This window comes from Hymenobacter arcticus (assembly GCF_054779975.1).
In genome coordinates this window covers 153,463-179,858 of sequence record NZ_BAAGXF010000010.1, presented here as the reverse complement: position 1 = coordinate 179,858, position 26,396 = coordinate 153,463, and the positions used below count along the sequence as shown (strand labels likewise).

23 protein-coding genes are annotated in these 26,396 nt (G+C 57.6%); 10 read left to right on the top strand and 13 right to left on the bottom strand.

Annotated features, from left to right (window positions below):
* Positions 1-60 precede the first annotated feature (60 nt).
* Positions 61-1,275, bottom strand: coding sequence for a glycosyltransferase family 4 protein (locus ACYVGC_RS17020; protein ID WP_460585046.1), 1,215 nt, complete (start codon positions 1,273-1,275; stop codon positions 61-63).
* Positions 1,276-1,367: 92 nt separating this feature from the next.
* On the bottom strand, positions 1,368-2,381 hold the full coding sequence (locus ACYVGC_RS17015; RefSeq protein ID WP_460585045.1) for a gliding motility protein GldB-related protein: 1,014 nt from the start codon (positions 2,379-2,381) through the stop codon (positions 1,368-1,370).
* 82 nt (positions 2,382-2,463) lie between these two features.
* On the opposite strand from ACYVGC_RS17015, the gene ACYVGC_RS17010 reads away from it, so the two are divergent.
* Positions 2,464-3,150 carry a porin family protein gene (locus tag ACYVGC_RS17010; protein WP_460585044.1) on the top strand — a complete coding sequence of 229 codons (687 nt, stop codon included), beginning with the start codon at positions 2,464-2,466 and terminating at the stop codon, positions 3,148-3,150.
* A 169-nt stretch (positions 3,151-3,319) separates the two neighbouring features.
* Here ACYVGC_RS17010 and ACYVGC_RS17005 read toward each other — a convergent pair whose 3' ends face one another.
* The 3 genes from ACYVGC_RS17005 to ACYVGC_RS16995 form a co-directional block, all read right to left on the bottom strand.
* Positions 3,320-4,930: an Rne/Rng family ribonuclease gene (locus ACYVGC_RS17005; protein WP_460585043.1), complete on the bottom strand. Its 1,611-nt coding sequence runs from the start codon at positions 4,928-4,930 to the stop codon at positions 3,320-3,322.
* A gap of 444 nt (positions 4,931-5,374) precedes the next feature.
* On the bottom strand, positions 5,375-6,334 hold the full coding sequence (locus tag ACYVGC_RS17000) for a tetratricopeptide repeat protein (protein ID WP_460585042.1): 960 nt from the start codon (positions 6,332-6,334) through the stop codon (positions 5,375-5,377).
* A gap of 120 nt (positions 6,335-6,454) precedes the next feature.
* Positions 6,455-6,802 carry an HU family DNA-binding protein gene (locus ACYVGC_RS16995; RefSeq protein WP_283563909.1) on the bottom strand — a complete coding sequence of 116 codons (348 nt, stop codon included), beginning with the start codon at positions 6,800-6,802 and terminating at the stop codon, positions 6,455-6,457.
* Positions 6,803-6,989: 187 nt separating this feature from the next.
* On the opposite strand from ACYVGC_RS16995, the gene mutY reads away from it, so the two are divergent.
* The 4 genes from mutY (at position 6,990) to recG (ending at position 11,678) form a co-directional block, all read left to right on the top strand.
* Positions 6,990-8,096, top strand: coding sequence for an A/G-specific adenine glycosylase (gene mutY, locus ACYVGC_RS16990; protein ID WP_460585041.1), 1,107 nt, complete (start codon positions 6,990-6,992; stop codon positions 8,094-8,096).
* Positions 8,097-8,300: 204 nt separating this feature from the next.
* Positions 8,301-8,732 (top strand): single-stranded DNA-binding protein, encoded by a 432-nt coding sequence (locus ACYVGC_RS16985; protein ID WP_460585040.1) that lies wholly within the window; start codon positions 8,301-8,303, stop codon positions 8,730-8,732.
* A gap of 122 nt (positions 8,733-8,854) precedes the next feature.
* Positions 8,855-9,451, top strand: a complete 597-nt coding sequence (gene gldD / locus ACYVGC_RS16980; RefSeq protein ID WP_460585039.1) for a gliding motility lipoprotein GldD — start codon at positions 8,855-8,857, stop codon at positions 9,449-9,451.
* Positions 9,452-9,581: 130 nt separating this feature from the next.
* Positions 9,582-11,678, top strand: coding sequence for an ATP-dependent DNA helicase RecG (gene recG / locus ACYVGC_RS16975; protein WP_460585038.1), 2,097 nt, complete (start codon positions 9,582-9,584; stop codon positions 11,676-11,678).
* Positions 11,679-11,764: 86 nt separating this feature from the next.
* On the opposite strand, the gene ACYVGC_RS16970 is transcribed toward recG, so the two are convergent.
* Positions 11,765-11,995, bottom strand: coding sequence for a hypothetical protein (locus ACYVGC_RS16970; protein ID WP_460585037.1), 231 nt, complete (start codon positions 11,993-11,995; stop codon positions 11,765-11,767).
* A gap of 342 nt (positions 11,996-12,337) precedes the next feature.
* Between ACYVGC_RS16970 and ACYVGC_RS16965 the strand changes: the two genes are divergently transcribed.
* Positions 12,338-13,804 carry a hypothetical protein gene (locus ACYVGC_RS16965; RefSeq protein ID WP_460585036.1) on the top strand — a complete coding sequence of 489 codons (1,467 nt, stop codon included), beginning with the start codon at positions 12,338-12,340 and terminating at the stop codon, positions 13,802-13,804.
* 202 nt (positions 13,805-14,006) lie between these two features.
* On the opposite strand, the gene ACYVGC_RS16960 is transcribed toward ACYVGC_RS16965, so the two are convergent.
* From ACYVGC_RS16960 to ACYVGC_RS16935, 6 genes are all read right to left on the bottom strand, one after another.
* The gene (locus ACYVGC_RS16960; RefSeq protein WP_460585035.1) at positions 14,007-15,794 is read right to left on the bottom strand and encodes an acyl-CoA dehydrogenase family protein; all 1,788 of its coding nucleotides are present in this window, start codon (positions 15,792-15,794) and stop codon (positions 14,007-14,009) included.
* Between the two features lie 165 nt (positions 15,795-15,959).
* Positions 15,960-16,271: a 50S ribosome-binding protein YggL gene (locus tag ACYVGC_RS16955; protein ID WP_460585034.1), complete on the bottom strand. Its 312-nt coding sequence runs from the start codon at positions 16,269-16,271 to the stop codon at positions 15,960-15,962.
* Between the two features lie 129 nt (positions 16,272-16,400).
* Positions 16,401-17,585, bottom strand: coding sequence for an acetyl-CoA C-acetyltransferase (locus tag ACYVGC_RS16950; protein ID WP_460585033.1), 1,185 nt, complete (start codon positions 17,583-17,585; stop codon positions 16,401-16,403).
* Positions 17,586-17,723: 138 nt separating this feature from the next.
* Positions 17,724-20,132 carry a 3-hydroxyacyl-CoA dehydrogenase/enoyl-CoA hydratase family protein gene (locus ACYVGC_RS16945; protein WP_460585032.1) on the bottom strand — a complete coding sequence of 803 codons (2,409 nt, stop codon included), beginning with the start codon at positions 20,130-20,132 and terminating at the stop codon, positions 17,724-17,726.
* Between the two features lie 132 nt (positions 20,133-20,264).
* A complete protein-coding gene (locus ACYVGC_RS16940) occupies positions 20,265-20,741 on the bottom strand; it encodes a MarR family winged helix-turn-helix transcriptional regulator (RefSeq protein WP_460585031.1) in 477 nt (158 codons plus the stop codon).
* A 188-nt stretch (positions 20,742-20,929) separates the two neighbouring features.
* Positions 20,930-22,729, bottom strand: coding sequence for an AMP-dependent synthetase/ligase (locus ACYVGC_RS16935; RefSeq protein WP_460585030.1), 1,800 nt, complete (start codon positions 22,727-22,729; stop codon positions 20,930-20,932).
* A 153-nt stretch (positions 22,730-22,882) separates the two neighbouring features.
* On the opposite strand from ACYVGC_RS16935, the gene ACYVGC_RS16930 reads away from it, so the two are divergent.
* The 4 genes from ACYVGC_RS16930 (at position 22,883) to ACYVGC_RS16915 (ending at position 25,909) form a co-directional block, all read left to right on the top strand.
* Positions 22,883-24,061, top strand: coding sequence for a formimidoylglutamase (locus ACYVGC_RS16930; RefSeq protein WP_460585029.1), 1,179 nt, complete (start codon positions 22,883-22,885; stop codon positions 24,059-24,061).
* Between the two features lie 34 nt (positions 24,062-24,095).
* Positions 24,096-24,329 (top strand): cytochrome b5 domain-containing protein, encoded by a 234-nt coding sequence (locus ACYVGC_RS16925; protein ID WP_460585049.1) that lies wholly within the window; start codon positions 24,096-24,098, stop codon positions 24,327-24,329.
* Positions 24,330-24,414: 85 nt separating this feature from the next.
* Positions 24,415-25,239, top strand: coding sequence for an N-acetylmuramic acid 6-phosphate etherase (gene murQ, locus ACYVGC_RS16920; protein WP_460585028.1), 825 nt, complete (start codon positions 24,415-24,417; stop codon positions 25,237-25,239).
* A 103-nt stretch (positions 25,240-25,342) separates the two neighbouring features.
* Positions 25,343-25,909 carry a hypothetical protein gene (locus ACYVGC_RS16915; protein ID WP_460585027.1) on the top strand — a complete coding sequence of 189 codons (567 nt, stop codon included), beginning with the start codon at positions 25,343-25,345 and terminating at the stop codon, positions 25,907-25,909.
* Between the two features lie 78 nt (positions 25,910-25,987).
* Here ACYVGC_RS16915 and ACYVGC_RS16910 read toward each other — a convergent pair whose 3' ends face one another.
* Entirely contained in the window at positions 25,988-26,272 is a 285-nt protein-coding gene (locus ACYVGC_RS16910) for a hypothetical protein (RefSeq protein WP_460585026.1), read from the bottom strand.
* Positions 26,273-26,396 lie beyond the last annotated feature (124 nt).

The following is a 26,396-nucleotide window of genomic DNA, read 5'->3' as shown; positions in this document are numbered from 1 at the left end:
AGCCCATAACGTATCGGAAATGATGAACTCTTGAGTAGTAGCCATACCCCAAATTAATCCCTATTTGGATAGCCTCTTACTCGCCTGCTCCAAAATGCGCTGCATGCGCCCGGCTATCAGTACCCGGTCAAACTCAGCTTGCGCTAGGGCCTTGCCGCGCCGCCCTGCGGCGGCCAAAGCCAGTGGGTCAGCCAAGGCTTGCTGTAGGCACGCCGCCAGCGCTCGCGCATCTCCAGCGGGGGCGTACCAGCCGCAGCCGTGCTGCTCCACCAGTCTCTTAGTCCAACCTCGGTTGGTAACCACCACGGGCGTGCCCACGGCTAGCGAGTCATATAGTTTAGCCGGCGAGTTGGTGTCCAGCACTGGCATATCCAGAAAGGAAACCACCGTCGCATCGACCAGCGCAAACCAGCTGAACACCGCGTGGCGCGCCTGCCCGCCCACCAGCCGGATGCGCCCCGGCCAGCGCGTCGCCGCCGCCGCCACCAGCGGCGCGTAGTAGCCGTGCCCCAAAAACAGAAAAGTCACGGCCGGGTCAGCGGCTACCAGTGCTTCAGCGGCCGCCACTACCGTGGGCATGTCATTGGCTCGCCCAAAGGTGCCGGCGTAAAGTACAGTCTTACTGCTAGTTATGCTTTGCTCAATCCGCAGCTTGGCCACTGATTCCGGCGTGGCGCGGGCGGCCAGGCCAAGGTCGGTACCATTAAGCAGGGTCGTGACTTTAGCAGCCGGAATGCCCAGCTGCTTCACGTATTGGCTCATATCGGGCGAGAGCGGCACGATGTGCGCGGCACGCTGGTACAGCCGCTTTTCCAGCGCAAACAGCTGCTGCCGGGCCAGCGCCGTGGGCACCGCGCCCATCGCCACCGGAAACGAGGGCCACAAATCCTGCACCTCAAACACCCACGGCACGCCCCAGTAGCGCGCCACCCGCGCCGCCGCCCACGCTGCCGTTAGCGGCGTGCTGATGCCCCACACCACATCGGGCCGGGCCATGCGGCGGCCCGCCCGCACCGCCCAGGCCGCGTACTGCGCAAAGGCCAGTGCCCGCCGCGCCGGCCCCATCGTGTTCTCATACGGAATGTTGGCCTCCAGCAGCTCCACACCCGGCGGCACCCAGGGCCACTCGTGCGTCAGCTGCTGGGGCCGCCAGGCTGGGGTAGTAAGCAGCGTAACGCGATGATGCTTGGCGAGTTCGGTCAGCAGCGTATAGTGTCGACTGGTAGCCGGGCAGTCGGGGCTGGTGTGGTACTGACTGAAAACGGCAATGTGCATGGTTTCAATAAACAATGAGCGGTGAACAATGAGCAATTAACAGGCGGCGTCGTCTAGTCTAGAATTGCTCACTGTTCACTGCTCATTGTTCATTACTTTTTCGGTCGGTAGTGCGAGTCATTAAGCAGGCGCTGCGCATCCTTCATGGCCATAAGTTGGGCCAGCGTCACCTCCGGGTGCTCAGCCATGTACTTGCGCACGAGTTGCAGACCCACCCACTGACCCACCCGGCCGGGGCAGGTGCGGTCAATTTCGGGCACCGCGGGCCGCTCGCCCACGTACTTCTGAATCTCAAACGGTGTGGTGCTAAACAACAGGTTATTCTCCAAGAAATGTCCCCATATGCGCGCCTCGTTAAATTGCACATTCTTAAGCTCCTTGCCCGAGTAGCCCAGTAGCAGCGAGTCGGGAGCGCACGGCAGCACCGCGCCCGCAAAGTAGAGGCGCTTGCCCTGGTCCACCATCTGGTCGAGCATGGAGTTGGCCGTGAGCTGGTGCTTGTTGTACTTGTCGGCCACGGACGTAGCCAAGGCGGGCAGCAGGTCGGCCGGGCGGTAGCGCCGCAGCATGTACTGTGGCATATCGGGCCGGTAGCTGGCTTTGGGGCCGGCGTACCAGTCTAGGTTGAGCACCAGTAGGTTATCGTTCACAAAGATGCCCTTGCCCAGCAGCCCGCTGACATTAGTAACGGCCACCGGCGGCGTCTTAAAATCGGGGAAGTAGTAATGCACCCTCCCAAACAGCTCGCCTAAATCCTGCCGTAGCGCCGCCGTATCTGGAAAGGCGGCCGCCGTTTCGCGGCCCAGCTTTTGCAGGCCCGCGTTGCCCGCTAGCTGCGCCAGTGTGCGCGCCACCGTATCGGCTGGCACCTGGCCCGAAAGCAAGAAAGATTGGGCAAAAACCGGATTGGCCCGCATAAACTGCAACCCTTCGGCCGGATTCTTAATCTGGAAAAAAGCCTGTTCTAAGTGCTTGAGGTGCACGGGGGCAACGGGCGCATCAGCGGCAAGGTCGGGGCGGCAGCCACCTTCCTGGCCCTGGCGGCAACCGGCCAGTAGCCCCGTGGCAGCTAGCAGCAGCGCCGATATAGCAAGAGAGTGTTTCAAAAGCAGCGTATTTTTGTGCAAAATTACATGTTTCCAACGCCGCATCCCGTTTCGTAGTGCCAAGCGTTATTTTCCGTTACTTATGAAAAAAATCCTCCTCACTGTTGCGGCGCTCGCCGTGGCTCCCGCCGCCTTCGCCCAGGTCGAAATCGGCCTCAAGGTTTCGCCCTCCATCACCTACCTGCGTACCGATTCGCCTTCGGCTACCTCTTTCCAGAGCGAGAGCAGCAAGTTTAGCTTTGGCGGCGGCATTTTCATGGATTACTTTTTCGGTGAAAACTACGCCTTTAATACCGGCCTGTTTCTGACGGGTAAGGGTGGTACAATTTCATACCTTGAGCGGCCATTGTCTTCTTCCACTTCAGGCACCCGAATCGACCAAAAGATAGCTATCCAGTACTTAGAAATACCAGCTACTATAAAACTCTTTACCAATGAAATAGCCCCCGCTACCCGCGTATATTTTCAAGTTGGGGGCTCAGTAGCTTTTCCCGTTTCGACCCGCATCAACGGCGATAAGTTTTATACTGATTCCTATAATGGCTTTGCCCAAACCGACGCTTCCAAGCACGTTTTTGCCGTCGATGCCAACCTCATCGGCGGTCTCGGCGTCGAGTATCAGCTGGGCAAAAGCACCAAAGTCCTCACCGGCATCAGCTACCACCACGGCCTCATCGACCTCGACCGCTACTTTGAAAAGAACCGTGGCTTCAGCGATGTCAATATCAAAAACAGCGTATTCGCCCTCGACTTAGGCCTCAAATTTTAATCGCAGATTTAGACAGATTGAGCTGATTTCACTGATTCGGACTATTCCTGTCAGCTTTGCATAGCTCAGCTTTAAAACGTAAAAGCCACTCCGCAAGGAGTGGCTTTTACGTTTTAGTAGGTTCCGTTAGAAGTCGTCCGAATCAGCGAAATCTGTCTAAATCTGCGATTTAGTCTAAATCTGCGATTACTTCGCGGTCTTGAGCGCGGGCCATGGCGCCGGCGGCCGAGTGCAGCTCAATTTGCTCGCCGTGTTCGTCCTCGATGCGGAAATCAGTGAGGCCGAGGGCGGTGTCTTTCATCACTTTCACCCACTTATAGTACTTGAGGTACCATTTCATCTGCTTGCTTACCAAGCCTTTAGTGTAGTAAGCGTGCAGGAAGGGGTGCACGTACAGCGTGAGACCGTTCTGGTTCTGATTCACCAGCAAGTCGTCGATGCTGTTGTCAATCTCGTCGGTCACCTGGATGGAAGCCGAAATCTTGCCGGTGCCGCCGCAGGTGGGGCACACCTCGCCGGTGATGATGGTTTCGGCCGGGCGCACCCGCTGCCGGGTTATCTGCATCAGACCAAACTTGGTGAGCGGCAGAATGGTAAACTTGGCCTTATCCTGCTTCATGATGTTGTACACCGCGTCCTCCACCTTCTTACGGCTCTCGGCGGCGCGCATGTCGATGAAGTCAATCACGATGATGCCACCCATGTCGCGCAGGCGCAGCTGGCGCGCTACTTCCTTGGCGGCCAGCAGGTTAATCATGAGGGCCGTAGCCTCCTGGTCGTTTTCCTGGTTGCTTTTCGAGCCCGAGTTCACGTCAATCACGTGCAGCGCCTCGGTGTGCTCTATCACGAGGTAGCCGCCGCCCGGCACGCTCACTGTCTTACCAAACAAAGTCTTGAGTTGCTTCTCAATCCCCAGGTGCTCAAACACCTTGGCTTTGTTACTGTGCAGTTTCACTAGCCCAAGCTTATCGGGGGCAATTTTCTGCACGTACTCCTTCATCTCCTCAAACCGGCCCGGCGTGTCCACCACAATCGAGTCGAACGACTCGTTGAGCATGTCGCGCAGCATGGAAGAGGTGCGGCCCAGCTCGCCCAGCAATTTATCGCGGGGTTGGCCTTTGCGCAGGTTGGTATAGAGCGTTTCCCAGTTTTCAACCATGCTTTGCATGTCGCGGTCCAGCTCGGCCACCTCGTGGCCCTCGGCCACCGTGCGGATAATTACGCCAAAGCCCTCAGGCTTAATGCTGGCAATGAGGCGCTTAAGGCGGTCGCGTTCCGCCTTGCTCACTATTTTCTTCGATACCGAGATGGTATTCGTAAACGGCATTAGCACCAGGTAGCGGCCGGCCATCGAAATATCGGTGCTTACGCGCGGCCCCTTGGTCGAAATCGGCTCTTTTACCACCTGCACGAGCAGGCTCTGGCCTTTTTTGAACACGCTGTCGGCCTTGCCAACTTTTTCGAGGGGCGCTTCCAGCTTGAAGTTTTCCAGGCCAGCGGCCGGGGCCTGGTGCTTCAGCACGCTGCCCACCCACTTATTGAGGGACGGATATTGCTCGCCCAGGTCGCCGTAGTGCAGAAAGGCATCCTTTTCGGAGCCAATATCCACGAAGGCCGCATTGAGGCCCGGCATCACTTTGCGCACCGTACCCAGGAAAATGTCACCCACTGCGTAGTTGGTGTCGTTACGGTCAAAGTGATACTCAATCAGCCGCTTATCCTGGAGCAAAGCAATTCTTTCCCCCTCGGGGGTGGAGTTGATTATTAATTCATTGCTCAACGTAGTAGGTTTAGTTAAAGTAGCCCGCCTGGCCCCGAACACGGGTTGGAATGCCCCGAAACCAGCAAAAGGGAAGCCAGGACCAGAGTGTCCCAGCTTCCCCTCGCGAGCCACGGCTGCTGCCCAAAGTAGGCAGTCCGGCAACACCACGTTAGTCGTCCGCGTGGCGGAGGCTACGTGAGAGATAGGTGGGCAGTAACCGCTTGCGCGGCGCACTGCCCACCCCTTACTCCGCACTAAGTCAGAAGATTACTTCTTCTTGTGACGGTTCTTGCGCAGGCGCTTCTTACGCTTGTGGGTGGCAATCTTATGGCGTTTACGTTTCTTACCGCAGGGCATTGTCGTGGTGAGTTAAAAGGTAGATAGGAAGTATTCCTGGTTTGTTGTTCGTGGTTTGGGGGTGTAAAAGTAACGCCCCGGCGGCCAGTTGCTCGAAAGCAGGGATTAATTTCTGATTTTAGCCAACTCCTCGTCAACCGAAGCGGCCAGGGCCGGGTCGTTGCTGAGGGCCTTGGCTTTTTGGAAGGCCGCCTGAGCTGCTTCGCTCCGCTTGGTGCGGGCCAAAGACACGCCTAAGTAGAACTGCCCTTCCACATTCTTCGGGTTGACCTGCACCAACTGCGAAAAACGCTCGATAGCCTTGTCGTACTGGTTGCTTTGAATGGCCAGAATGCCTAGGTTGTAGAGCACCTTTTCATTCTTAGGGTCCTGCTCCAACACCTCACGCAGCAGGCCAATCCCTTTCACGGGGTCGTCGCTACTCATGTAGGCCATCCCGAGGTTAGTTTTGGCGTCCAGGTTGTTCGGGTTGGCAGCCAGTACCTTATCGTACAGCTCCCGCGCCTGGTCGCCCAGCATCTTCTTGCGCTCGGCCGAAGCTGCAAAACTATAGGCCTGGAAGTAAGCATCAGCGGCCTGTTGCCAGGCCTTTTCGCTGGGCTGCACGGTAGCAATCGTAGTCAGATAGTAACCGGCGCTATCAAACCGCTGCACCGTGGCGTAGCGGGCGGCCAGCGTAGTAGCCACTTGGCGGCGGTTGGCCGACGTACTGGTGTGGTACTGAGCCAGTAGCGTATTCAACTCCTGGCGCTGAGCAGCGGTGGCCTGCGTGTGGGGCGCATTGGCCTCCGGTCCGTGGTCATCACCTTCTTTATGAACGTGACCGTCGGCTACGGTACCGGTTTCGGCTGGTCGTGGGCCTGATGAGGCATCGGCCTTCGAGCCGTTGGTGGCAGCGCCACCCCCGTCGCGGTTGGCCGTGCGTGCCGCATCCTGCGTCAGTTCCGCTTTGCCTTCTTTGGGCTTCACAATGCCTTTGGGCAGGGCATAAAGCCCGCCTGCCAGTGCCAGGGCACCGGCTAGCAGCAACAGTTGGTGCGTACTAGTAGGAGAAGTGGTAGCCATTGGAAAGTGAGTTAAGCTGGTAAGCAAGAGGGTGATAAGGGGAACACGCGGCCGACCTTACGGCTAGCCACGTCCGCCCTTATCACCCCCTTGCTTTTACAAGCAGCAGCTTGTTAACAACTAAGCTTTGGCCTTTTTGGTGCCTTTGGCAGCCTTGGGGGCTTTAGCCGATACATCACCCGTGATTTTCTTGCTGCCCTTAATTTTGGCAACGAAAGTCTTGCTTGGCTTGAAGCTCGGGATGTAGTGCTCGTCGATGATGAGCGACGTGTTTTTCGAGATGTTACGGGCGACTTTACGAGCCCGCTTTTTGTTTACGAACGAGCCGAAGCCACGCACGTAAATGTTATGACCTTCGGTCATCGAATCCTTCACTACTTTGAAGAAGGCTTCAACGGTCGTCAGAACATCGGCTTTCTCAATGCCAGTCTTCTGCGAAATTTCGGAAATTACCTCAGCTTTGGTCACGTTGGTAAGGGGGGTACTAAAAGTGAAAAAAAAATATCAGGCGGATAATCAACCGTTTCCGACGTAAATCCTTGCCCGGTAGGGAGTTCGCCATTCGAAACGGAGCGCAAAGGTACTACTTAATTCTTGTTCGGCCAATGGAAATCTCCAAGTTTCTCCATTAGCCAAAATATTCTGTCTCATTATTTTGCTTAAAAATCCCACCGCTACGGCCCCTTTTTCGGGCCGCTCGTTCCTAACGCAGGCTTTGTTGGCCTGGTATCCGCGCCACCGGCGCGACTTGCCCTGGCGACACACCCGGGACCCGTACGCCATTTGGCTTTCCGAAGTTATTCTGCAACAAACCCGGGTGGCGCAAGGCTTGCCGTATTACCTTGATTTCCTGGGCTCTTACCCCACCGTGCACGACCTGGCCGCTGCCCCCGAGCAGGAGGTGCTGCGCCACTGGCAGGGGCTGGGCTACTACTCCCGGGCCCGCAACATGCACCACACGGCCCAGCAGGTGGTGAGCGAATTCGGCGGCCAATTTCCGGATACCTATGTCGGCCTGCGCCAGCTCAAAGGCGTGGGTCCCTACACGGCGGCGGCCATCGCATCTTTTGCCTTCGACGAGGCCGTGGCGGTGCTCGATGGCAACGTTTTTCGGGTGTTGGCGCGGGTTTTTGGCCTGCATTCCGACATTGCGGCGCCGAGTTCGCGCAAAGAATTCCAGGCGCTGGCCGACCAGCACCTGCCGCCCGCCGAGGCTGCCGAGTTCAACCAGGCCATCATGGAGTTTGGGGCGCTGCAATGCACACCTGCCAAGCCCGACTGCCTTTTTTGCCCTCTGCAAAGCTCCTGCTGGGCGTTTCAGCACGGGCAGGTGGCGCTGCTACCCGTTAAGAGCAAGGCCAAGGCGGCGCGGGTGCGCTTCTTCCACTACCTGGTGCTGCGCCACGGCGAGCAGCTGTACCTGAAAGAGCGCTTGGCCGGCGATATCTGGCAGGGCCTCTATGACTTTGCCCTGGCCGAAACCGATAGCGCCGACCTGCCTGCCGCCGAAGTGCTGCGCCACGTGGAGGCCCTCGGCGGCCAGCCCGACACCAGCCGCGTGGCCGAAGACCGGCCCGCCCCCGCCCTGCGTCACGTACTCAGCCACCAGAAGCTGGAGGCCCGCTTCCACGCAGTGGAGCTAGCCGCGCCGCTAACTGAAACCGCCATGCGTGACACCGGTTTGCGCGCTTATTCGCCAGCCGAAATCGAAGAACTGCCTAAACCCGTGTTAATCAGTAATTATCTGGTTAAAGTGAGCTAAATCATTGTTGAGTAATCAATTGTAATTTATTCGCGCGCAGCTTTCTTCTTGCTGGTATTGCACAGGTTACAATGGGTAAATCCTTGCTAGCGTCAGTGGATTTTATTTGCTAATAAAATTTGCAAAAGCAAAAATTATTTCGTACTTTTAACCCGTCAATGACAGCTGTGGTTGGCTGTCGCATACGCTATAAAGTACAAGATTATGGCCGGAGTAAACAAAGTGATTTTGGTGGGTAACCTGGGGAAAGACCCTGAAGTGCGCCACTTGGAGGGGGGCAATAGCGTGGCCCATTTTACCCTCGCCACCAACGAATATTACAAAGACAAACAAGGTGCCCGCGTGGAACGCACCGAGTGGCACAACATTTCGGCCTGGCGCGGCCTGGCCGAGCTGACCGAGAAGTACCTCAAAAAGGGCAGCCAGGTGTACATCGAAGGCAAGCTGCGCACCCGACAGTACCAGGACAAAGACCAGCAGACGCGCTACATCACCGAGATTATTGCCGAAGAAATTTCGCTGCTGGGCGGCCGGCCCGGTGGCTCGGCTCCCGCCAACGGGGCCACGGCCCAGGCTGCCCCCGATGAGAGCGTGAGCCTGCGTCAGGAGCCCGAACTCGACCAGTTGCCTTTCTAAAAACAAGCCTAGCCAGCGGCCAGTTGCTGCTAAACTTAAAGCCTCGGCACCAAGCCGGGGCTTTTTGGCGTTAGGCCGCAGGGCACCTGTTAACTTTGGGATTCGCCTGGCTTTTGCATTCTATGATTGTTGTTCGTTTTGGGAGGGTAACACTGCTGGCGCTGGGCGCGACCGGGCTGCTGAGCGCCTGCTCGTCGGCCCCCGACTACACGCCTAAGCCCAAGGGCTACAACCGCATCGACCTGCCGCCGCACCGCTACCGGGCGCTGCCGGCCGGGCACCCCTACACGTTTGAGTATTCGCAGCAAGCCAAGGTATTGCGCGACTCATCGTACCTGGCGCAGCCCGACTGGCTGAATGTATATTACCCGCAACTACATGCTAACGTGCAGATTACGTATACCAACGTAGTGCACAACCGCCAGCTCTATAACAAGATGATGGAGGATGCGCGCAAGCTCACCGGCAAGCACCAGATTAAGGCGACCTCGATTGAGGAGAAAATTTTGCGTACACCCAACGGGATGCGGGCTTCCGTGTTTGAGTTGGAAGGCGAGGTGCCCAGCCAGTTTCAGTTCTACACTACTGATAGTACCAAGCATTTCTTTCGGGCGGCACTGTACTTCCGCACCGCTACTGCCAACGACTCGCTGGCCCCGGTGATTGAATACGTGAAGTACGATATGATAAAGATGCTCAACACGTTGAAGTATAAGTAAATAAGCTGTTAGCTCATGGCTATTAGCTGTTAGCTTTTCTCCTAGTGAAAAGCTAACTTGCGGATGGTCTTCCTTAGTGGTTTTATAAAAAGCGCTGACAGCTAATATCCATAAGCTAACAGCTTATTAAATGAGTAATTTCTTTCAAACCAAGCTCGAATATTTGCGCGGCGTGGGCTTGCAGCGAGCGCAGCTGCTGGGCAAGGAGCTGGGTTTATTTACCTACGGCGACCTCATTCAGCGCTACCCGTTTCGCTACCTCGACCGTACGCAGTTTTATAATGTTGTAGACCTGCACGATGACTTGCCTTATGTGCAGGTGAAGGGCATTTTGCGTGGGCGCGAAGTGATAGGGGAGGGGCCCAAGAAGCGCATGGTGGCCAAGGTGGGTGATGCCAGCGGTGAGCTGGAGCTAGTGTGGTTTAAGGGTGTGAATTACCTGGAAAAGGTCGTCAAAAACCACCAGGAATACATCGTATTTGGCAAGCCCACTATGTTCAACGGGCGGCCCCAGATGGCCCACCCCGAACTAGAGGAAGTGAGCGAGCAGAAGCCTGGCCAGAGCTTTTTGCAGCCCGTGTACAATACCAGCGAGAAGCTAAAAAACTACCATCGCGTTGATAGCAAGACTATTATGCGCATGGTGGGCGACCTCCTGAAGATTGCGCTGCCCCAAGTAACCGAAACGCTTTCGCCGGCACTAATCCAAAACTATGCGCTGCTGGATAAGGCCACGGCCTTGCAGCAGGTTCACTTTCCGCAGACGCCCGAGCTGCTGGAAAAGGCGCGGTTCCGACTCAAGTTTGAGGAGCTGTTTTACATTCAGCTTAAGTTGCTGCGCCAAAAAGACCAGCGCAAGGTGGAGCTGGCGGGGCAGATTTTTAATGAGGTGCCGACGTTGGTGCATTTTTACAAGGAAATTATGCCCTTTGACCTCACGGGGGCGCAGAAGCGGGTTATCCACGAGATTTACAAGGACTTTCTGCTGGGCAAGCAGATGAACCGCTTGCTGCAAGGCGACGTGGGCTCGGGCAAAACGATTGTGGCCTTCATTGCCATGCTCATGGCGGCCGACAACGGCGCGCAAAGCTGCCTCATGGCCCCTACTGAAATTTTGGCCGACCAGCACTACCAGGGCCTGAAAGTGTACGCCGACCAGCTGGGCATCAACCTAGGCAAACTCACGGGCAGCACCCGCACAGCCCAGCGGCGCATCTTGCACGAGCAGCTGCGCGAGGGCACCATGCAAATGCTGGTGGGCACCCACGCCCTGCTCGAAGACGTGGTGCAATTTCGTAACCTAGGTTTGACTATAATGGACGAGCAGCACCGCTTTGGGGTGGCGCAACGCTCGAAACTGTGGCAAAAAAATCCCTACGTAATTCCGCACGTGCTCGTGATGACGGCCACGCCCATTCCGCGTACGCTGGCCATGACGCTCTACGGCGACCTCGACGTGAGCGTGATTGACGAGCTGCCCGCCGGCCGCAAACCCATCGTGACGGTGCATCGCTACGATTCCAATCGCCTGAAGGTGTTTCAGTTCATCCGCGACCAGGTGGCGCTGGGCCGGCAGGTATACATTGTGTACCCGCTCATTGAGGAGAGCGAAACGCTGGACTACAAAGACCTCACCGACGGCTACGAGAGCGTGAGTCGCGCCTTTCCCGACCTGCAAATCAGCATTGTGCACGGCCGCATGAAGGCCGAGGAAAAGGACTTCGAAATGGCCCGCTTCGTGAAAAAGGAAACCCAGATAATGGTGGCTACCACCGTTATCGAGGTAGGCGTGAACGTGCCCAATGCCTCCGTAATGGTCATTGAGAGCGCCGAGCGCTTCGGCCTCTCGCAGCTACACCAGCTGCGGGGCCGCGTGGGCCGCGGGGCCGACCAAAGCTATTGTATCCTGATGACGGGCTACAAGCTGAGCAAAGACAGCCGCACCCGCCTCGAAACGATGGTACGGACAAACAACGGCTTCGAAATAGCCGATATTGACCTGAAGCTGCGCGGCCCCGGCGACCTCATGGGCACTCAGCAGAGCGGCGTGTTGGACCTACTCATCGCCGACTTGGCCAAGGATGGCCGCATCCTGAGCGAGAGCCGGGCCGCCGCCCAGACCATTCTGGCCGACGACCCCGAGCTAGCCCGGCCCGAGCACGGCAACATTCGCCGCCACATCGAAAGCCTGCCCCCCACGGCCGTTAACTGGAGCCGCATTAGCTGAGGGCGACCGGTGGTAGTAGTTATTTAGTAACGAACACCACCCGGCCGGGCATAAAAAAAGCGGTTTCTAGTGAAACCGCTTAGCCGTTAAAACCAAGTAACGGAAGTTTGTGCTTGCTCTCGCTGATTAACGGGAGTAAACGTATTCGCTGGCTGCTCCTGCGTGTAGCGCGTCAGCGTCATAGTAGTAGCCGTGCTGGGGGTGAATAGCAGTGGAGAGTTAGCAATGCCTGCTTCCGAAGCTGCTTCGGTCTGGTGCATGTAACGGCCGGCAACGATAAGGGCAAATAAAGAACCGAGTTTGAGCAAAGATTTCATAAGATAAGGGTAGGGGCACGTGCTACCTCAAAAATGGTGCCAGGATGTGTAGTTGATTTAAATAACAGGAAATTAGCGAGTGGGTGGGAAAAGGAGGAGGGTGGAGAGGTGCAGTCTGTGTAGCTAGAGTGCGCCCCTTAAACGAGTGGCGGTGGTAATAGTTGTGCTTTGAATATTAAAGTTAAGTTACCACCGATTATTTGCAAAGTTACGACCGCCGAGTTGCCTGGAAGGGCCGATGAGTGGGGCAAATTGCTCGGTCAGTTGCGCTGGCTTGGCGAGTAGCCGGTACTTTTGGGGTACTGGGTGCTACTGGAGGCCCATTTTCTGACCCTGTTTTTCATGCGATTTTCTTTTGGTTTGGCTGCCTTGGCCCTGAGCGGCTTGTTAGCCACTACCCACCCGGCGCAAGCCCAAAAAACCAAGTCGGCCCCCTTCAGCTACCTGCCCGAGCAGGGCGAAGACCGCTACAACCAGCGCGTGCCCCAAAAAACGCTGGCCCTGGCCGATGGTAGCGGCTTCCTCATTTTGGCCCACCAAAGCGGCAGTGCCTACGCCGTGGAGCGCTACGACGCCGACCTCAAAAAGCAGTGGAGCACCACCCTGCCTGTGGCCCCCGGCGAAACCGTGGAGGCATTTGGCCACAGCGCCGAGCAGGCCTGGGTGGTAGTGCACCGCGCCGATGAAACCGGCCAAAACCTTACTGCACAGGTATTTGGCTTGAGTGGTGGCCAGAAGGGTGCCCCGGTAGTGCTGGTGTCGGCTCCAGCCCGCGACCGTCGCCCCGGTGTGCGCCTCTCGCCCGATGGTAACCGCCTGCTGGCTTTCCGCTACGTCACCCGCGAGGCGCAAGTAGTTACCCTGGAGGGTATGCTTTACGACCAAAAGCTGAGTAAAATTCTGGACCGCAGCTACGATTTTAAGGACCAGGGCGATTTCTTCTCGCCCAACGTGCTGCTGGCCAACGATGGTACGCAGTACGTGACGCTGCTCGGCGATGGCATGAAGAAGCTGACTGTGCGCCGCTACCCCGCCACGCCCGACCGCGTGGGCGTAGCCACGGCCATTCCGGTGCTGGGCGTGCCGGTGGGCGGCACCTTCAGTGGCCAACCCATTACCATCCGCGATGCCAAGTTCAGCCTTCAGCCCGATGGCCAACTCTACGCGGCTGCCCTGTGCGCCAACGACCGCACTGGCCAGCTCAGCGGCCTGAAAGTAGTACGCTTCGACTTTGCCGAAAGCAAGCTGAAGCTAGCCGAAGAACTGCCCTTCGCGCCCGCCTTCCTAGCCGAAATCAGCAAGGCCACCGGTAAAGAAGCTAAAAGCTTGGCTGATATATACTTAGGTGATATGTTGCTGACGGACAGCAAGAACCTGGTAATCATTGCCGAGCGCCACTTTGAAGAAGGCGGCCCCGAGCTGCCCGTGCACGCCCGCGAGCTGTACCTGTTCGGCTACAGCCCGTTCCTGACGCCTACCTGGCACACTATCGTGGCCAAAGACCAGGTGGCCCCGGCTATTGACAGCTACACGGGTATTGGCTACCGCGCCGCCGTGTTTGGTGAAGACGTGCAGTTGATGACGCTGGAAACTATTAACAACAAGTCGGACCTGTACCTGCGCAAAGTGCAGGCCGCAACCGGCGTTATCAGCGAGCCGCAGCGCCTCAAACTCAACGTAGCCAACGACCAGCAACTGGCTTACGTCAAGGACTTTACTACTTGGCTCAATCCTAAAACCATTCTTGGCGTCAGCCGCCCCAGCAAAAAGTCAGCTGCCTTGCAACTCAATACCGTCAAGTTGAAGTAACCTATACAGCAAGAGTGCATTAAGCTAGTTTTTTGCGTAACGCGGTGGACTTGCTCAGAAAAGAAGTAGAAATTAAAGCAAACAGAAAAGGCTACTCGTTCGAGTAGCCTTTTCTGTTTGCCAAATTATCGAACTAATCAGAGAAGAAGCCGCATTAGCGGCGTCAGCTGCATAATTAGCTTAAGCTGTTTAAGAATGCAAACTAGTAGCAGTACTCGTTGGCTTCGATGAGCTTGGCAGCCACGCGGCGGCGCGCGTCTTTCACGTTGAACAAGTCGGGCTTGGTGAAGCGCTTGAGACCCATGCTCATGAGTCGCTGCTCGTCGCCCTCGGTCATGCTGGCGATAGCTTCGCGGCCTGACTTCTCCACTAGGTCGATGGCGTCGGAGAGATACACGCGGGCCATATCGAGCTGCTGAGCCAGGGCTTCTTCGCCTTTGGCGGCGATTTCCTTCTCCACGCGCAGTACCACACTTTCGGCGGTGTATGTTTTGATGGCCATGTCGGCGATGTTCATCAGCACCTCTTGCTCCTTGGCGAGCGAGTTCATGTATTTCTGCACAGCCACGCCGGCTACCATCAGGATGGCCTTCTTCATGTTGGCGATGGCTTTCTTCTCAGCCGCGAAGGCCGAGTCGTCGCTCTCGCCCATGCTCGGGATGCTCAGCAGCTCCTGCTGCACGGCCTGAGCCGGGCCCATAAGGTCGATTTCGCCCTTCATGCCCTTCTTCAGAATCATGTCGACGGCCAGCATCCGGTTGATTTCGTTGGTACCCTCGAAAATGCGGTTGATGCGCGAGTCGCGGTAGTTGCGGTCCATCGGGTAGTCCGACGAGAAGCCGTAGCCGCCGTAAATCTGCACGCCCTCATCGGTCACGTAGTCAAGCACTTCTGAGCCTTCTACTTTCAGAATAGCGCACTCTACGGCAAACTCGCGGGCCGCGCCCAGCAACGCTTCGTTGGTGCCCAGGCCGCTGGCCAGCAGCTCCTGCTCCTTGCGGTAGATGTCCTCACCAGCCCGGTAGATGGCCGATTCTACGGCGTACATCCGAATGGCCTGCTGCGCCAGTTTGTAGCGAATCGCGCCAAACTTGCTGATGGGCAGCTTAAACTGCACGCGCTCGTTGGCATATTTCACGCTCTGCGTAGCCGTGGCCTTGGCACCGCCCAGGCAAGCTGCCGCCAGCTTAATGCGGCCGATATTCAGCACGTTGAAGGCAATGAGGTGGCCTTTGCCAATCTCGCCCAGCACGTTTTCCTTGGGTACCTGCGCATCACTCAAAAATACCTGGCGCGTCGATGAGCCGCGAATACCCATCTTGTGCTCCTCGTTGCCGAGGCTCAGGCCGGGGGTATCCTTGTCCACGATAAAGCCCGTGAACTGCTCGCCGTCAATCTTGGCAAACACGATAAACACGTCGGCAAAGCCAGCGTTGGTAATCCACATTTTCTGGCCGTTCAGCACGTAGTGCGTGCCCTCGGCATTCAGCACAGCCTTGGTCTTCGCGCCCAGCGCGTCTGACCCCGAGCCAGGCTCAGTGAGGCAGTACGCGCCCATTAGGGTGCCGTCGGTGAGGCCGGGGATGTATTTCTGCTTCTGCGCATCGGTGCCGAAGTACAGAATCGGCAGCAAGGCAATGCCCGTGTGCGCCGCGAAAGCCACCGGAAACGAGTTGCCGCCGCCCACGCCTTCCGTCACGCGCAGGGCGGTTGGAAAGTCCATGTCGAGGCCGCCAAACTGCTCCGGTACGCTTACCCCAAACAGGCCCAACTGGCCGGCCTTTTCCATCAGGCCGCGCATGAGGCCATCCTCGTGGTTGTCGAGGCGCTCAAGCAGTGGGTGTACCTCGGCGGCTAGGAAGTCCACGCAGGTCTGGTACATCATGTTCTGCTCCTCCGTGAAGTCGGCGGGCGTGAAAACGTCTTGAGCCTCAGTGGGCTTGATGATGAATTCGCCGCCTTTCACGACGGCTTTGTTCGATACTTCCATGATGGTAAATAGGTAAGGTGGGAGTGTAAACTGTTAGGCTTGCCGCGTAATTGGGGAACAACAAGATGCCCGAATTAGTGTTGCAAGATAAGTAAAAAATGTTAGGCGTGCCGACTATTTAATCGAAAGAAAACCCCGGAATAATTCGGGTAGTCAGTCACCGTCTTATAAATAGCCTAAACCTTTATCCTCAATGCTTATTACCTCAGGTAATGCTTGTAAGTACTTGGAAAAGCTTTGCCGCTGTTCCTCAGTCGGAGCTTTGTAACGTCGACTGCCATCAAGTATGAATGAACAGCCACTAACATCACAAGCTCGAAAAACAGAAAATCCTTGTAGATTGGCAAGCGTTGAAAACCGTTCTTTTATTTCATCAACTTGGTCTTCGCTCAAGCCACTATGAAATTTGCAGCGAATCCACCATTGGGGCGTTTCAAACTCTTTAAGCCGCAGCTTCTTGCGCAATCGTTTTTTCATACTGGAAGCAAATAAGCTATTTCGTCATGCTGAACGCAGTGAAGTATCTCGCTCGCTTCGTTGAATTGTGCGGGTGAAGCGAACGAGATACTTCATTGCGTTCAGCATGACGAAATAGGTAGGTAATGCCTACTTCAGCAACTCATATATCCCCGCCACGCCCTGGCCGCCGCCTACGCAGGCGGTAACGATGCCGTATTTCTGGCCCCGGTCGCGCAGCTCGTCGAAGAGTTGGATGCTCAGCTTGGCACCCGAGCAGCCGAGCGGGTGGCCCAGCGCGATGGCACCGCCGTTCACGTTTAGCTTCTCGGTGTTGATGCCCAGCTCGCGCACCACGGCCAGCGACTGCGAAGCGAAGGCTTCGTTCAGTTCAAACAGGTCAATGTCTTCCAGCTTCATGCCGGCTTGGCGCAGGGCTTTCGGCACGGCGGCAATCGGGCCCATGCCCATGATGCGTGGGTCCACACCCTCGGTGGCGTAGGTGACCATGCGAGCAATGGGCTCCAGGTTTAGCTCTTTCACCATGCGCTCGCTCATCACCAGCACGAAGGCCGCACCGTCGGAGGTTTGCGACGAGTTGCCGGCCGTTACGCTGCCGTTGGCGGCGAACACGGGGCGCAGCTTGGCTAGGGCTTCGATAGAGGTATCGGCACGGGGGCCTTCGTCGGTATCGACCACGTAGGAGCGGTTTTTCTTCTTGCCGGTGGCCTGGTCGAGGTAGGTTTCCTCCACCGTGATAGGCACGATGCTCTTGGCAAACTTGCCTTCCTTGATGGCCTTCATGGCCTTCTGGTGCGAGTTGTAGGCAAACTCGTCCTGGTCCTGGCGGCTGATTTTGTAGTCGTTGGCCACGGCTTCGGCGGTGAGGCCCATGCCCATGTAGTAGTCAGGGTGCTCGTTGGCGAGCTTGTAGTTGGGCACGGTTTTCCAGCCTACAGTGGGCACCATGCTCATGCTCTCGGTGCCGCCCGCGATGATGCACTCGGCCATGCCGGCCGTGATTTTGCCCACCGCCATCGCAATGGTTTCCACGCCCGAGCCGCAGTAGCGGTTCACAATGAGGCCCGGCACGTTGATGGGCAGTGCAAGCAGCGAGATGAGGCGGCCCATTTGCAGGCCCTGCTCGGCCTCGGGCACGGCGTTGCCCACAATCACGTCATCGACGCGGCTGGGGTCCAGGGCGGGCACCGACTTCACGAGGTGCTTGATAACCTCGGCCGCCAAGTCGTCGGGGCGGGTGAAACGGAAGACGCCACGCGGCGCTTTGCCAACGGCCGTGCGAAAGCCGGCCACGATATATGCGGTATTAGCCATGATACTAGGGTGGGGTAGGGGGGCGCGCGAAGTTTCGCGAAGGAAAAAAAGCGAAGTTTAGTAAAGCCGCGCTAACGACTCGTCCGGGGCGGCTTTGCCAAACTTCGCTTTTTTCTTCGCGAAACTTCGCGCTAAAAATTAGTTACGCAGCGGCTTGCCAGTAGTGAGAATGCTTTGAATCCGCTCCAAAGTCTTGCGTTCGCCGCAGAGGCTCAGGAACGCCTCGCGCTCCAAATCCAGTAGGTACTGCTCCGAAACTTCGGTGGGCGAACTCAAATCTCCGCCGCACATCACGTAGGCCAACTTATTAGCAATCAGCTCATCGTGTTTCGAGATGTAGTTGCCCTGCTGCATGGCGTACACACCGGTGCGGAACATGGCAATGGCCCCCTTGCCGTGCACCTTGATGTTGGTTTTCTGGTTGGGCTGCGAGTAGCCGGCGTCGGCTAGCTCAATGGCCGCGGCCTTGGCCTGGGCGATTACCCGGTTGGGGTTGACCACTATTTCGTCGCCCCGGCGCAGGAAGCCCAGGTCGAACGCCTCGGCCGCCGAAGTCGAAACCTTGGCCGTGCTGATGGTCATGTAGGTGTTGCGCAGCAGGTTGAATTCCGGCTCCCCATCCTCGTACTTGAGGGCGGTGCGCAGGGTCATTTCCTTGGTGCCGCCGCCGCCGGGTATCAAACCCACGCCGAACTCCACGAGGCCGATGTACGATTCGGCCGACGCTACTACCTTGTCGCAGTGCAGGTTGAGCTCGCAGCCACCGCCCAGCGTGAGGCCGTGCGGGGTGCCCACCACCGGAATGCTGCTGTAGCGCATCCGCATCATAGCCTGCTGAAACTGCTGAATCATCAGGTTCAACTCGTCAAACTCCTGCTCCAGCGCCTGCATGTACACGAGGCCCAAATTGGCACCGGCCGAGAAGTTCGGCGCATCGTTGCCCACCACGAGGCCGCGATAGCCGGCTTCGGCCATCTCCACGCCTTTCAGCAAGCCCTGGATAACGTCGGTGCCCAGCGAGTTCATCTTGGAATGGAACTCCACGTTCAGGATGCCATCGCCCAAGTCAATAACCGAAGCGCCGGCATTCTTCCACAGCACCTTGCCGCTGGCCCGCAGGTTGTCGAGAATAATAAAATTCTCCACGCCCGCTACCGGCTGGTACTGCTTGCTTTCCTTGTCGTAAAACTCGCGCTTGCCGGCAGTGCTCACCTTGTAAAAGGTCTGATTGCCAGCGGCTAGCATTTCCTCCACCCACGGGGCTACCGTGCGCCCAGCGGCCTTGGCCAAGTCGATGCCGGCCTGCACGCCCAGCGCGTCCCAGGTTTCAAACGGCCCTAGCTCCCAGCCGAAGCCGGCGCGCAGCGCATCGTCAATCTTATGCAGCTGGTCGGCGATTTCGGGGATGCGGTTGCTCACGTAGGCGAAGAGGCTGCCGAAGCTCAGGCGGTAAAACTCGCCGGCCTTGTCCTTGCCGCTTACCAGCACTTTGAAGCGGTCGGCTAGCTTATCAATGCTCTTGGTCAGCTCTAGCGTGGCAAACTTCACCTTCTGCGAAGGCTTGTATTCCAGGGTATTGAGGTCTAGCGCGTGGATTTCCGACTTGCCACCTTCACCCTTTACTTTCTTGTAGAAGCCCTGACCGGTCTTGTCGCCCAGCCACTTGCTTTCGCCCATCTGCTTCACGAAATCGGGCAGCACGAACACGTCCTTGGCCTCGTCGTCGGGCAGGCCCTGGGCCAGGCCGTTGGCCACGTTGATGGTCGTATCCAGACCTACCACGTCGGAAGTGCGCAACGTGGCCGACTTGGCGTGGCCGATAACCGGGCCGGTGAGCTTGTCGGTTTCCTCCACCGTCAGGCCTAGCTTCTGCATGGTCTGCATGGCGTCGAGCAGGGCAAATACGCCCACGCGGTTGGCAATGAAGCCGGGCGTGTCCTTGGCCAAAACCACCGTTTTGCCCAGGTACAGGTCGCCGTAATGCAGTAGAAAATCAAGCACTTCCGGCTTGGTGTCGGGCGTCGGAATAATCTCCAACAGCTTCAGGTAGCGCGGCGGGTTGAAGAAGTGCGTGCCCGCAAAGTTCTCCTTGAAATCCTGCGAGCGGCCTTCGGCCAGCAGGTGAATCGGGATGCCCGAAGTGTTGCTCGTAATCAGCGTGCCCTTCTTGCGAAACTGCTCTACGCGCTCGTAGAGGCCCTTTTTGATGTCGAGCCGCTCTACCACGACTTCAATCACCCAGTCGCAGGATGCGATTTCCTTGAGATTGTCATCGAAGTTGCCGGTCTTGATGCGGCTGGCCTCGCTCTTGCGATACAAAGGCGACGGATTAGCCACCACGGCGGCCTGCAACGCGCTGTTTACGATGCGGTTGCGCACGGCGGGCGCATCCGGCTTCAAGCCTTTTTTCTCCTCATCGGCCGTCAATTCCTTGGGCGCGATGTCGAGCAGCAGCACCGGCACGCCGATGTTGGCGAAGTGGCAGGCAATGCGCGAACCCATCACGCCCGAGCCCAGCACGGCAACTTTCTTGATTATGCGTTTCATACGTTATTCTGTCATCCTGAGCACAGCGGAGGACCTTATCACGCTCGCTCCGCTTGGGTTGGGTGGGAAATAATAGCTAGCGAAGGCAGTCGTGATAAGATGCTTCCTTCGTCAGCATGACAAACGATTTTATTATGCCGCCGTTTCCTTGCGTAGTGGCTTCAATTCAAAGTCATCAAAAAGCGTTTTGCCCTCAATCATGCCCGTAATCTGGCTGGCCACTTTAAAGAAAACGTCTAGCTGGCTCTGCGGTATTTTATCGCGCACTTTCAGGTTGAAGTGCCGCACCGTCTGGCGCGAAACCTCCTTCTTTTCCAGCCCCAGTTCGGTGAGAAAAATGCGTACCGAGCGCTTGTCCTGGGTATCGGCCTGCTTGTAAATGAGCCCCTTCTCCTCCATGCTACGCAAAATGCGCGTGAGCGAGCGGGTTTCGAGGCCCAGCAAGGGCGCAATTTTCGTGGCCGGCGTGCCCAGCTCCTGGTCGATATTTAGCAGCACGAAGCCGATGCTCGTAGTGATGTCGTAGCGGGTGGCCTGCGTGTTGTACATGCGCGAAATGGCATGCCAGGCTACTTTAATGTTGTAATCGACGGTTTCTTCGGGTTTCATATCGCAGCGAAAGTGCGGTAAACATACGAAGAAATTTGTTAGGCTTGCATACTACTTAGCTAGTCAAAAAGTGGCTGTCACGCTGAACGCAGGGAAGCATCTCGCGTGGTGCACTAATTCTCAACGTTCGAGATTAATGCACCACGCGAGATGCTTTCCTGCGTTCAGCGTGACGAGTTAAAAGGTGCTCAATGCGCCTTGCGCTCGTGGGGCTCCTTGTCGGCCCGCTCGTAGAGCTCATCGATGGCCGGCTGGTTTTTCTCCGTTATCACCTTGCGCTTCACTTTCATGGTGGGGGTCATTTCGCCGCTTTCCACCGTCCAGTGCTCGGGCAGCAGGATGATTTTCTTGACTTGCTCCCACTGCGCGAAGCTTTGGTTGTACTTGCTCATTAGGTCGTGGTAGAGCTTTACCACTTTCTCGTCCTTCACCAAATCCTGGGGTGAGGTGGCGGTTACGCCGTTTTTGGCGGCCCACTTCTTGAGCTCGTCAAAGGCCGGAATGACGAGCGCGGCCGCAAACTTGCGGTCGGCTCCTACTACCATCAGCTGCTCTACCAGCGGGTCTTCTTTTACCTTATTCTCAATGACTTGCGGGGCAATGTACTTGCCGCCGCTGGTTTTGAACATTTCCTTTTTGCGGTCGGTAATCTTCAGGAATTTGCCATTGATAAACTCGCCGATGTCGCCGGTGTGAAACCAGCCGTCGGCGTCAATCTCCTTGGCCGTGAGCTCGGGCTGGTTGTAGTAGCCCTTCATCACGGAGGCCGACTTGGTCAGAATCTCGCCATCCTCAGCAATCTTCACCTCCATGTTTCGGATTAGCGGCCCCACGGTGCCAATCATGTTATTATCTGGCTCGTAGCCGTTTACGGCAATTACGGGCGAGGTTTCGGTGAGGCCGTAGCCCTCCATCACCCGAATCTGAGCCGCCCAGAACACCCGCGCCAGGCGCGGCTGCAAGGCTCCGCCACCGCTCACGATGCAGCGCAAACGGCCGCCCAGCGCCTCGCGCCACTTGTTGAATATGAGCTTGTTGGCCAGCGCCAATTCGGTGTTGTACACGAAGCCCTGATTTTTTTGCGGGTCAAACTTTAGCCCCAAATCCAGGGCCCAGAAGAAAAGCTTGTGCTTGATGCCCGTTTGCTCGTGGCCCTTGGCCACAATCTTATCATAGATTTTTTCGAGCAGGCGTGGCACGGTGGTAAAAATGCTGGGCTGCACCTCACGCAGGTTGTCGGCGATGGTTTCCATGCTCTCAGCGTAGTAGATGCTCACGCTGTTAATCATGTACAAATACGTTACCATGCGCTCGAATATGTGGCACAACGGCAAGAAGCTCAGGGCCTTATCATCGTTGCTGACGGGCACGAACGGCTGCGAGTTGCGGCAGTTGCTGAGCAGGTTGTCGTGGCTGAGCATTACGCCCTTAGGCTTGCCGGTGGTGCCGCTGGTGTAGATGAGCGTGAGCAGGTCGTCGGGCTGCACGGCGGCTTTGAGGGGCTCCAGGTCGGCGGGGTTGCCCTGGCGGCCCAGGTCCAGCAGCTCGCTGAAATGGCGGGCCCCGACGCACTTATCAAACGTGAACACGTTGTCGGCCGGAATGTCGAGGTCCTTGGTGGCTTCCTGCACTTTCTCCAGCAGCGACTGGTCGGACACGAACACGGCCCGCACGCCGGCATCGGTGAAAATGTGCTTGTAGTCCTCAACCGTAATGCTGGGGTACATGGGCACGCTAACGCCGCCAATTTGGGCAATGCCAAAGTCGGCGAGCAGCCACTCGGGCCGGTTCAGGCTGATAATGGCTACTTTATCGTCCTTTTTCAGCCCCAGCTTGAGCAGGCCCAGGCTCACCAGATTAGCTTGGTCTTGCACTTGCTGGCTGCTCAAGGGCACGTATTGGCCGTTGATTTTGCCCGCGAGCGCATCGGGTTTGGGGAATTTTTCGAGTTGGTTGGCTAGAATATCGAAAGAGCGGCGAACGTCCATAAGGCGGGGCAAAGTGCGGGCGGCGTGGGAATGAAGAGCTAAAGAAACAGGATTTTCGGCGAAATCTAGCTGCTAGCTCACAATGCGTACGGCGGAAAGACCAACCTGGACCGGTCGGGGCGTAAATTTGGCCGCGCCCCGCCGCGCTTGCTGATGAACCTGGCCCTCTTTTTTGACCCGCTGCCCGACGAGCTGACTGCCCCTGCCGCTGCGCCTACTACCGTGGCGGCCTACGTCACGCGCTTTGCCGAAAATTTCCCCGACTGGCGCACGGCCGACTTGGCCCTCATTGGCCTCAACGAGTGGCGCGGCACGGCCGCCGGCGCGCCCAGCGCGCACGGGGCCAACGCCGTGCGCGAGCGCTTCTACCAATTGCAGCGCGGCAACGGCCCCCTGCGCCTCGTGGACCTCGGAAACCTGCGCCCCGGCCTCAGCCTGGAAGACACCTACCAGCGCCTGCGCGAAATAGTAGCTGCCCTGCTGGAAGCCAACACGATACCGCTGCTGCTGGGCGGTGGCCACGACCTCGACTACGGCCAGTTTCTGGCCTACGAGCCGCAGCACGACGCGGTGCCCGCCATCAACTTCGCCGTTATCGATTCGCGGCCCGACATGGCGATGCCCGGCGCTTATGCCGCGCCCGAAGACAGCCACCTGCGCCGCCTGCTGATGCACACGCCCAACTTTGTGTTTAGCTGCGCGCACCTGGCCCACCAGCAATATCTTACGCCGCCCGACGTGCTCACGGCCTTCGAGAAGCTGCACTTCGAAACCATGAGCGTGGGCGAACTGCGCACCGACCGCCGCCTGGCCGAGCCGGTGCTGCGCCAGGCCAACTTCCTGAGCGTGGACATTGCCGCCATTCGCTGGCAGGATGCGCCTGGCTATTACCCCGCCAGCCCCTTTGGCCTGAGTAACGAGGATGCCGCCCAAATGTGCTGGTATGCGGGTCATAATGAGCAGCTTACCTCCATCGGCCTCTATGGCTACCGGCCCGACCACGACCCCCACGGGCTGGCCGCCGGCACATTGGCCACCATGCTCTGGTACTTTATTGAGGGCTACTACCACCGCCGCCCCGAAACGGGCTTCGGTACCTACCGCTTCCTCACCTACACGCTGGTGCTGCCCGGCAACGCCAGCACCGCGCCCAGCGAACTGGTGTTCTACAAGTCGCGCCGCGCCGACACCGACAAGTGGTGGATGGAGGTCGAGAGCCTGGCCGACCAGGCCATCAAGCGCATTGTGCCCTGCACTCACCAAGATTATCTGCACGCTGCTCAGGGCGACCTCCCCCAGCGCTGGATTCGCACGCAGGCTTTACTTGGATAATTTTTAGGTAAGCGAAGTGGCTGATAACGAAGAAATTAAAATTTACACCAGAAGCCAGCTGGCCTTGCGCAACGGCCAGGACCGCGACGAAATCTGGGTGGCCTACCAGGGTAATATCTACGACGTGACGCGCTCGCGCCTCTGGCAGCGCGGCAACCACTACGAGCACTGGGCCGGCCAGGACCTCACCCGTGAGCTGGATGAAGATTCCCCGCACCTGGCCACGGTATTTGATAAATTTCAGATAATCGGCCGGTTACCCACGTAGGGTAAGCTTTAGCTTGCCTCCGCTAGGCAGGTATCCCTTCCTTTTTCATCTATCAAGCGGCAAGCTAAAGCTTACCCTACACTGCATGACTACCGAAACGCCCTCCTCCTTCCAAAACCTCGAAACCCTGCCCACGGCCGTCTTGCTGGCCGGCTTGAACCAGCTCGACCAAACCGTGCCCCTGGCCGTGCAAAAAGCCCTGCCGCAGGTGGAGGCGCTGGTGGAAGCCATTGTGGCGCGACTGGGGGCGGGCGGGCGGCTCTTCTACATTGGGGCGGGCACCAGCGGGCGGCTGGGCGTGGTGGATGCCTCCGAGTGCCCGCCCACGTTTGGGGTGCCGGCCGGCATGGTGGTGGGCATCATTGCGGGCGGCGACGGGGCCATTCGGCAGGCCGTGGAAGGGGCAGAGGATAATGCTACCCAGGCGTGGGCTGATTTACAGCCGTTTAACGTGACGGCGCAGGATGTGCTGGTGGGCATTGCGGCTTCGGGGCGCACGCCCTACGTGATTGGCGGCCTGCAAGCGGCGCGGGCCGCCGGGCTGGCCACTGGCTGCGTGGTATGCAATGCGGGCTCGGCCGTGGCAGCGGCCTGCGAGTTTCCGGTGGAAGTTGTCACGGGCCCCGAGTTTATCACGGGCAGCACGCGCCTCAAGGCGGGCACCGCCCAGAAGCTGGTGCTCAATATGTTGACCACAGCAACCTTCATCCGCCTGGGCCGGGTGCGCGGCAACAAAATGGTGGATATGCAACTCAGCAACGACAAGCTTGTGGAGCGCGGCCAGCTCATGCTGATGGACGAGCTGGGCATTGCCCAGCCCCAGGCTGCCGAGTTGCTACGCCAGCACGGCTCGGTGCGGGCCGCCATGGCGGCCTACGCCCAGCAAGCGGGAACTGGTAGTGAGAATTAGCGCCTGAAAATCAAGTGCTAAACAAAAGAAGACGCCGCCCGCCCGAACGATTCGGGCGAGGCGGCGTTTTTGCAGTGGGTCCGCCCTAGCGGGTCCCGTTGCTATGCATACCATTGAGCCCCACTACAGCTGGATTGACCAGTACTCCGCGGCCGACGACCCGCGCTCGCCGCTCTTCGGCACCGAGTACAGCCTGGATACGTTCTCCAATACTATCTACGGTTATTATATTCATCCTCAATGGGATAGCCTGGAGTCAGATACCCTATTTATAAAAATTCTCTGGGCTGATTACGACGAAGGCATCGCCATTCTGGAATTTATCGGTGAGTGGAACGACGCTATCGAAAACGACATCATGAACCTGAAGCGCAACATCCTGGATGTGCTGCTGCACGAAGGCGTCAAGCGGTTCATTCTCATTGGTGAAAATGTGTTCAATTTCCACGGCTCCGACGACAGCTACTACGAGGAATGGTTTGAGGAAGTGGAGGATGGCTGGATTGCCGGCATCAACTTCCAGGACCACGTGCGCCGCGAAATGAGCCAGTATAACCTCGACAACTACATCAATTTCGGTGGCGAGCTCGACGACCTGCCCTGGCGCACCTACGAGCCGCGCCGGCTCGTGGAGGAGATAGGCGGGCTGTTGCAGCGCCGCCTGGGCTGAGCCAGGTAACGACGTAAAAAAGGGAAGCTGGCCAACGCCAGCTTCCCTTTTCTGGGCTTGAACCGAGTAGAAAACTACTTAGTTTTTCTTGCTTTTACGCTCTTTCTTGGTAGCGACATCGCCGTCTTCTTTCTCAGCGCCAGCAGCATCAGTTACAATGCGGCGCTGTTCGGCCACGCTGCCTTTGTACACTTCGGGGCCGTTTTGCTTGCGGGCTTTCTTCATTTTTCTCATTTCCGACTTGCTCATCGGCTCCTGGGTAGGGGTCGTCTGGCTGATGACTACCGGGGTAGCAACGGAAACGGGGGCAGCCTGAGCGGCCGAGGCACCGGCGAGCAGTGCAATAAAAAGGATGTTTTTCATGGTGTTAAAAATGAGTGCGAAGTGTGTGAGACAATTTTCGGTCCTAATATCGTTAACCTCAGCCTTAAAGTTTTGCTTAGCACTCATTTTTTTGCACTATACGCCTTTCTGGGGGCGCAGAGCC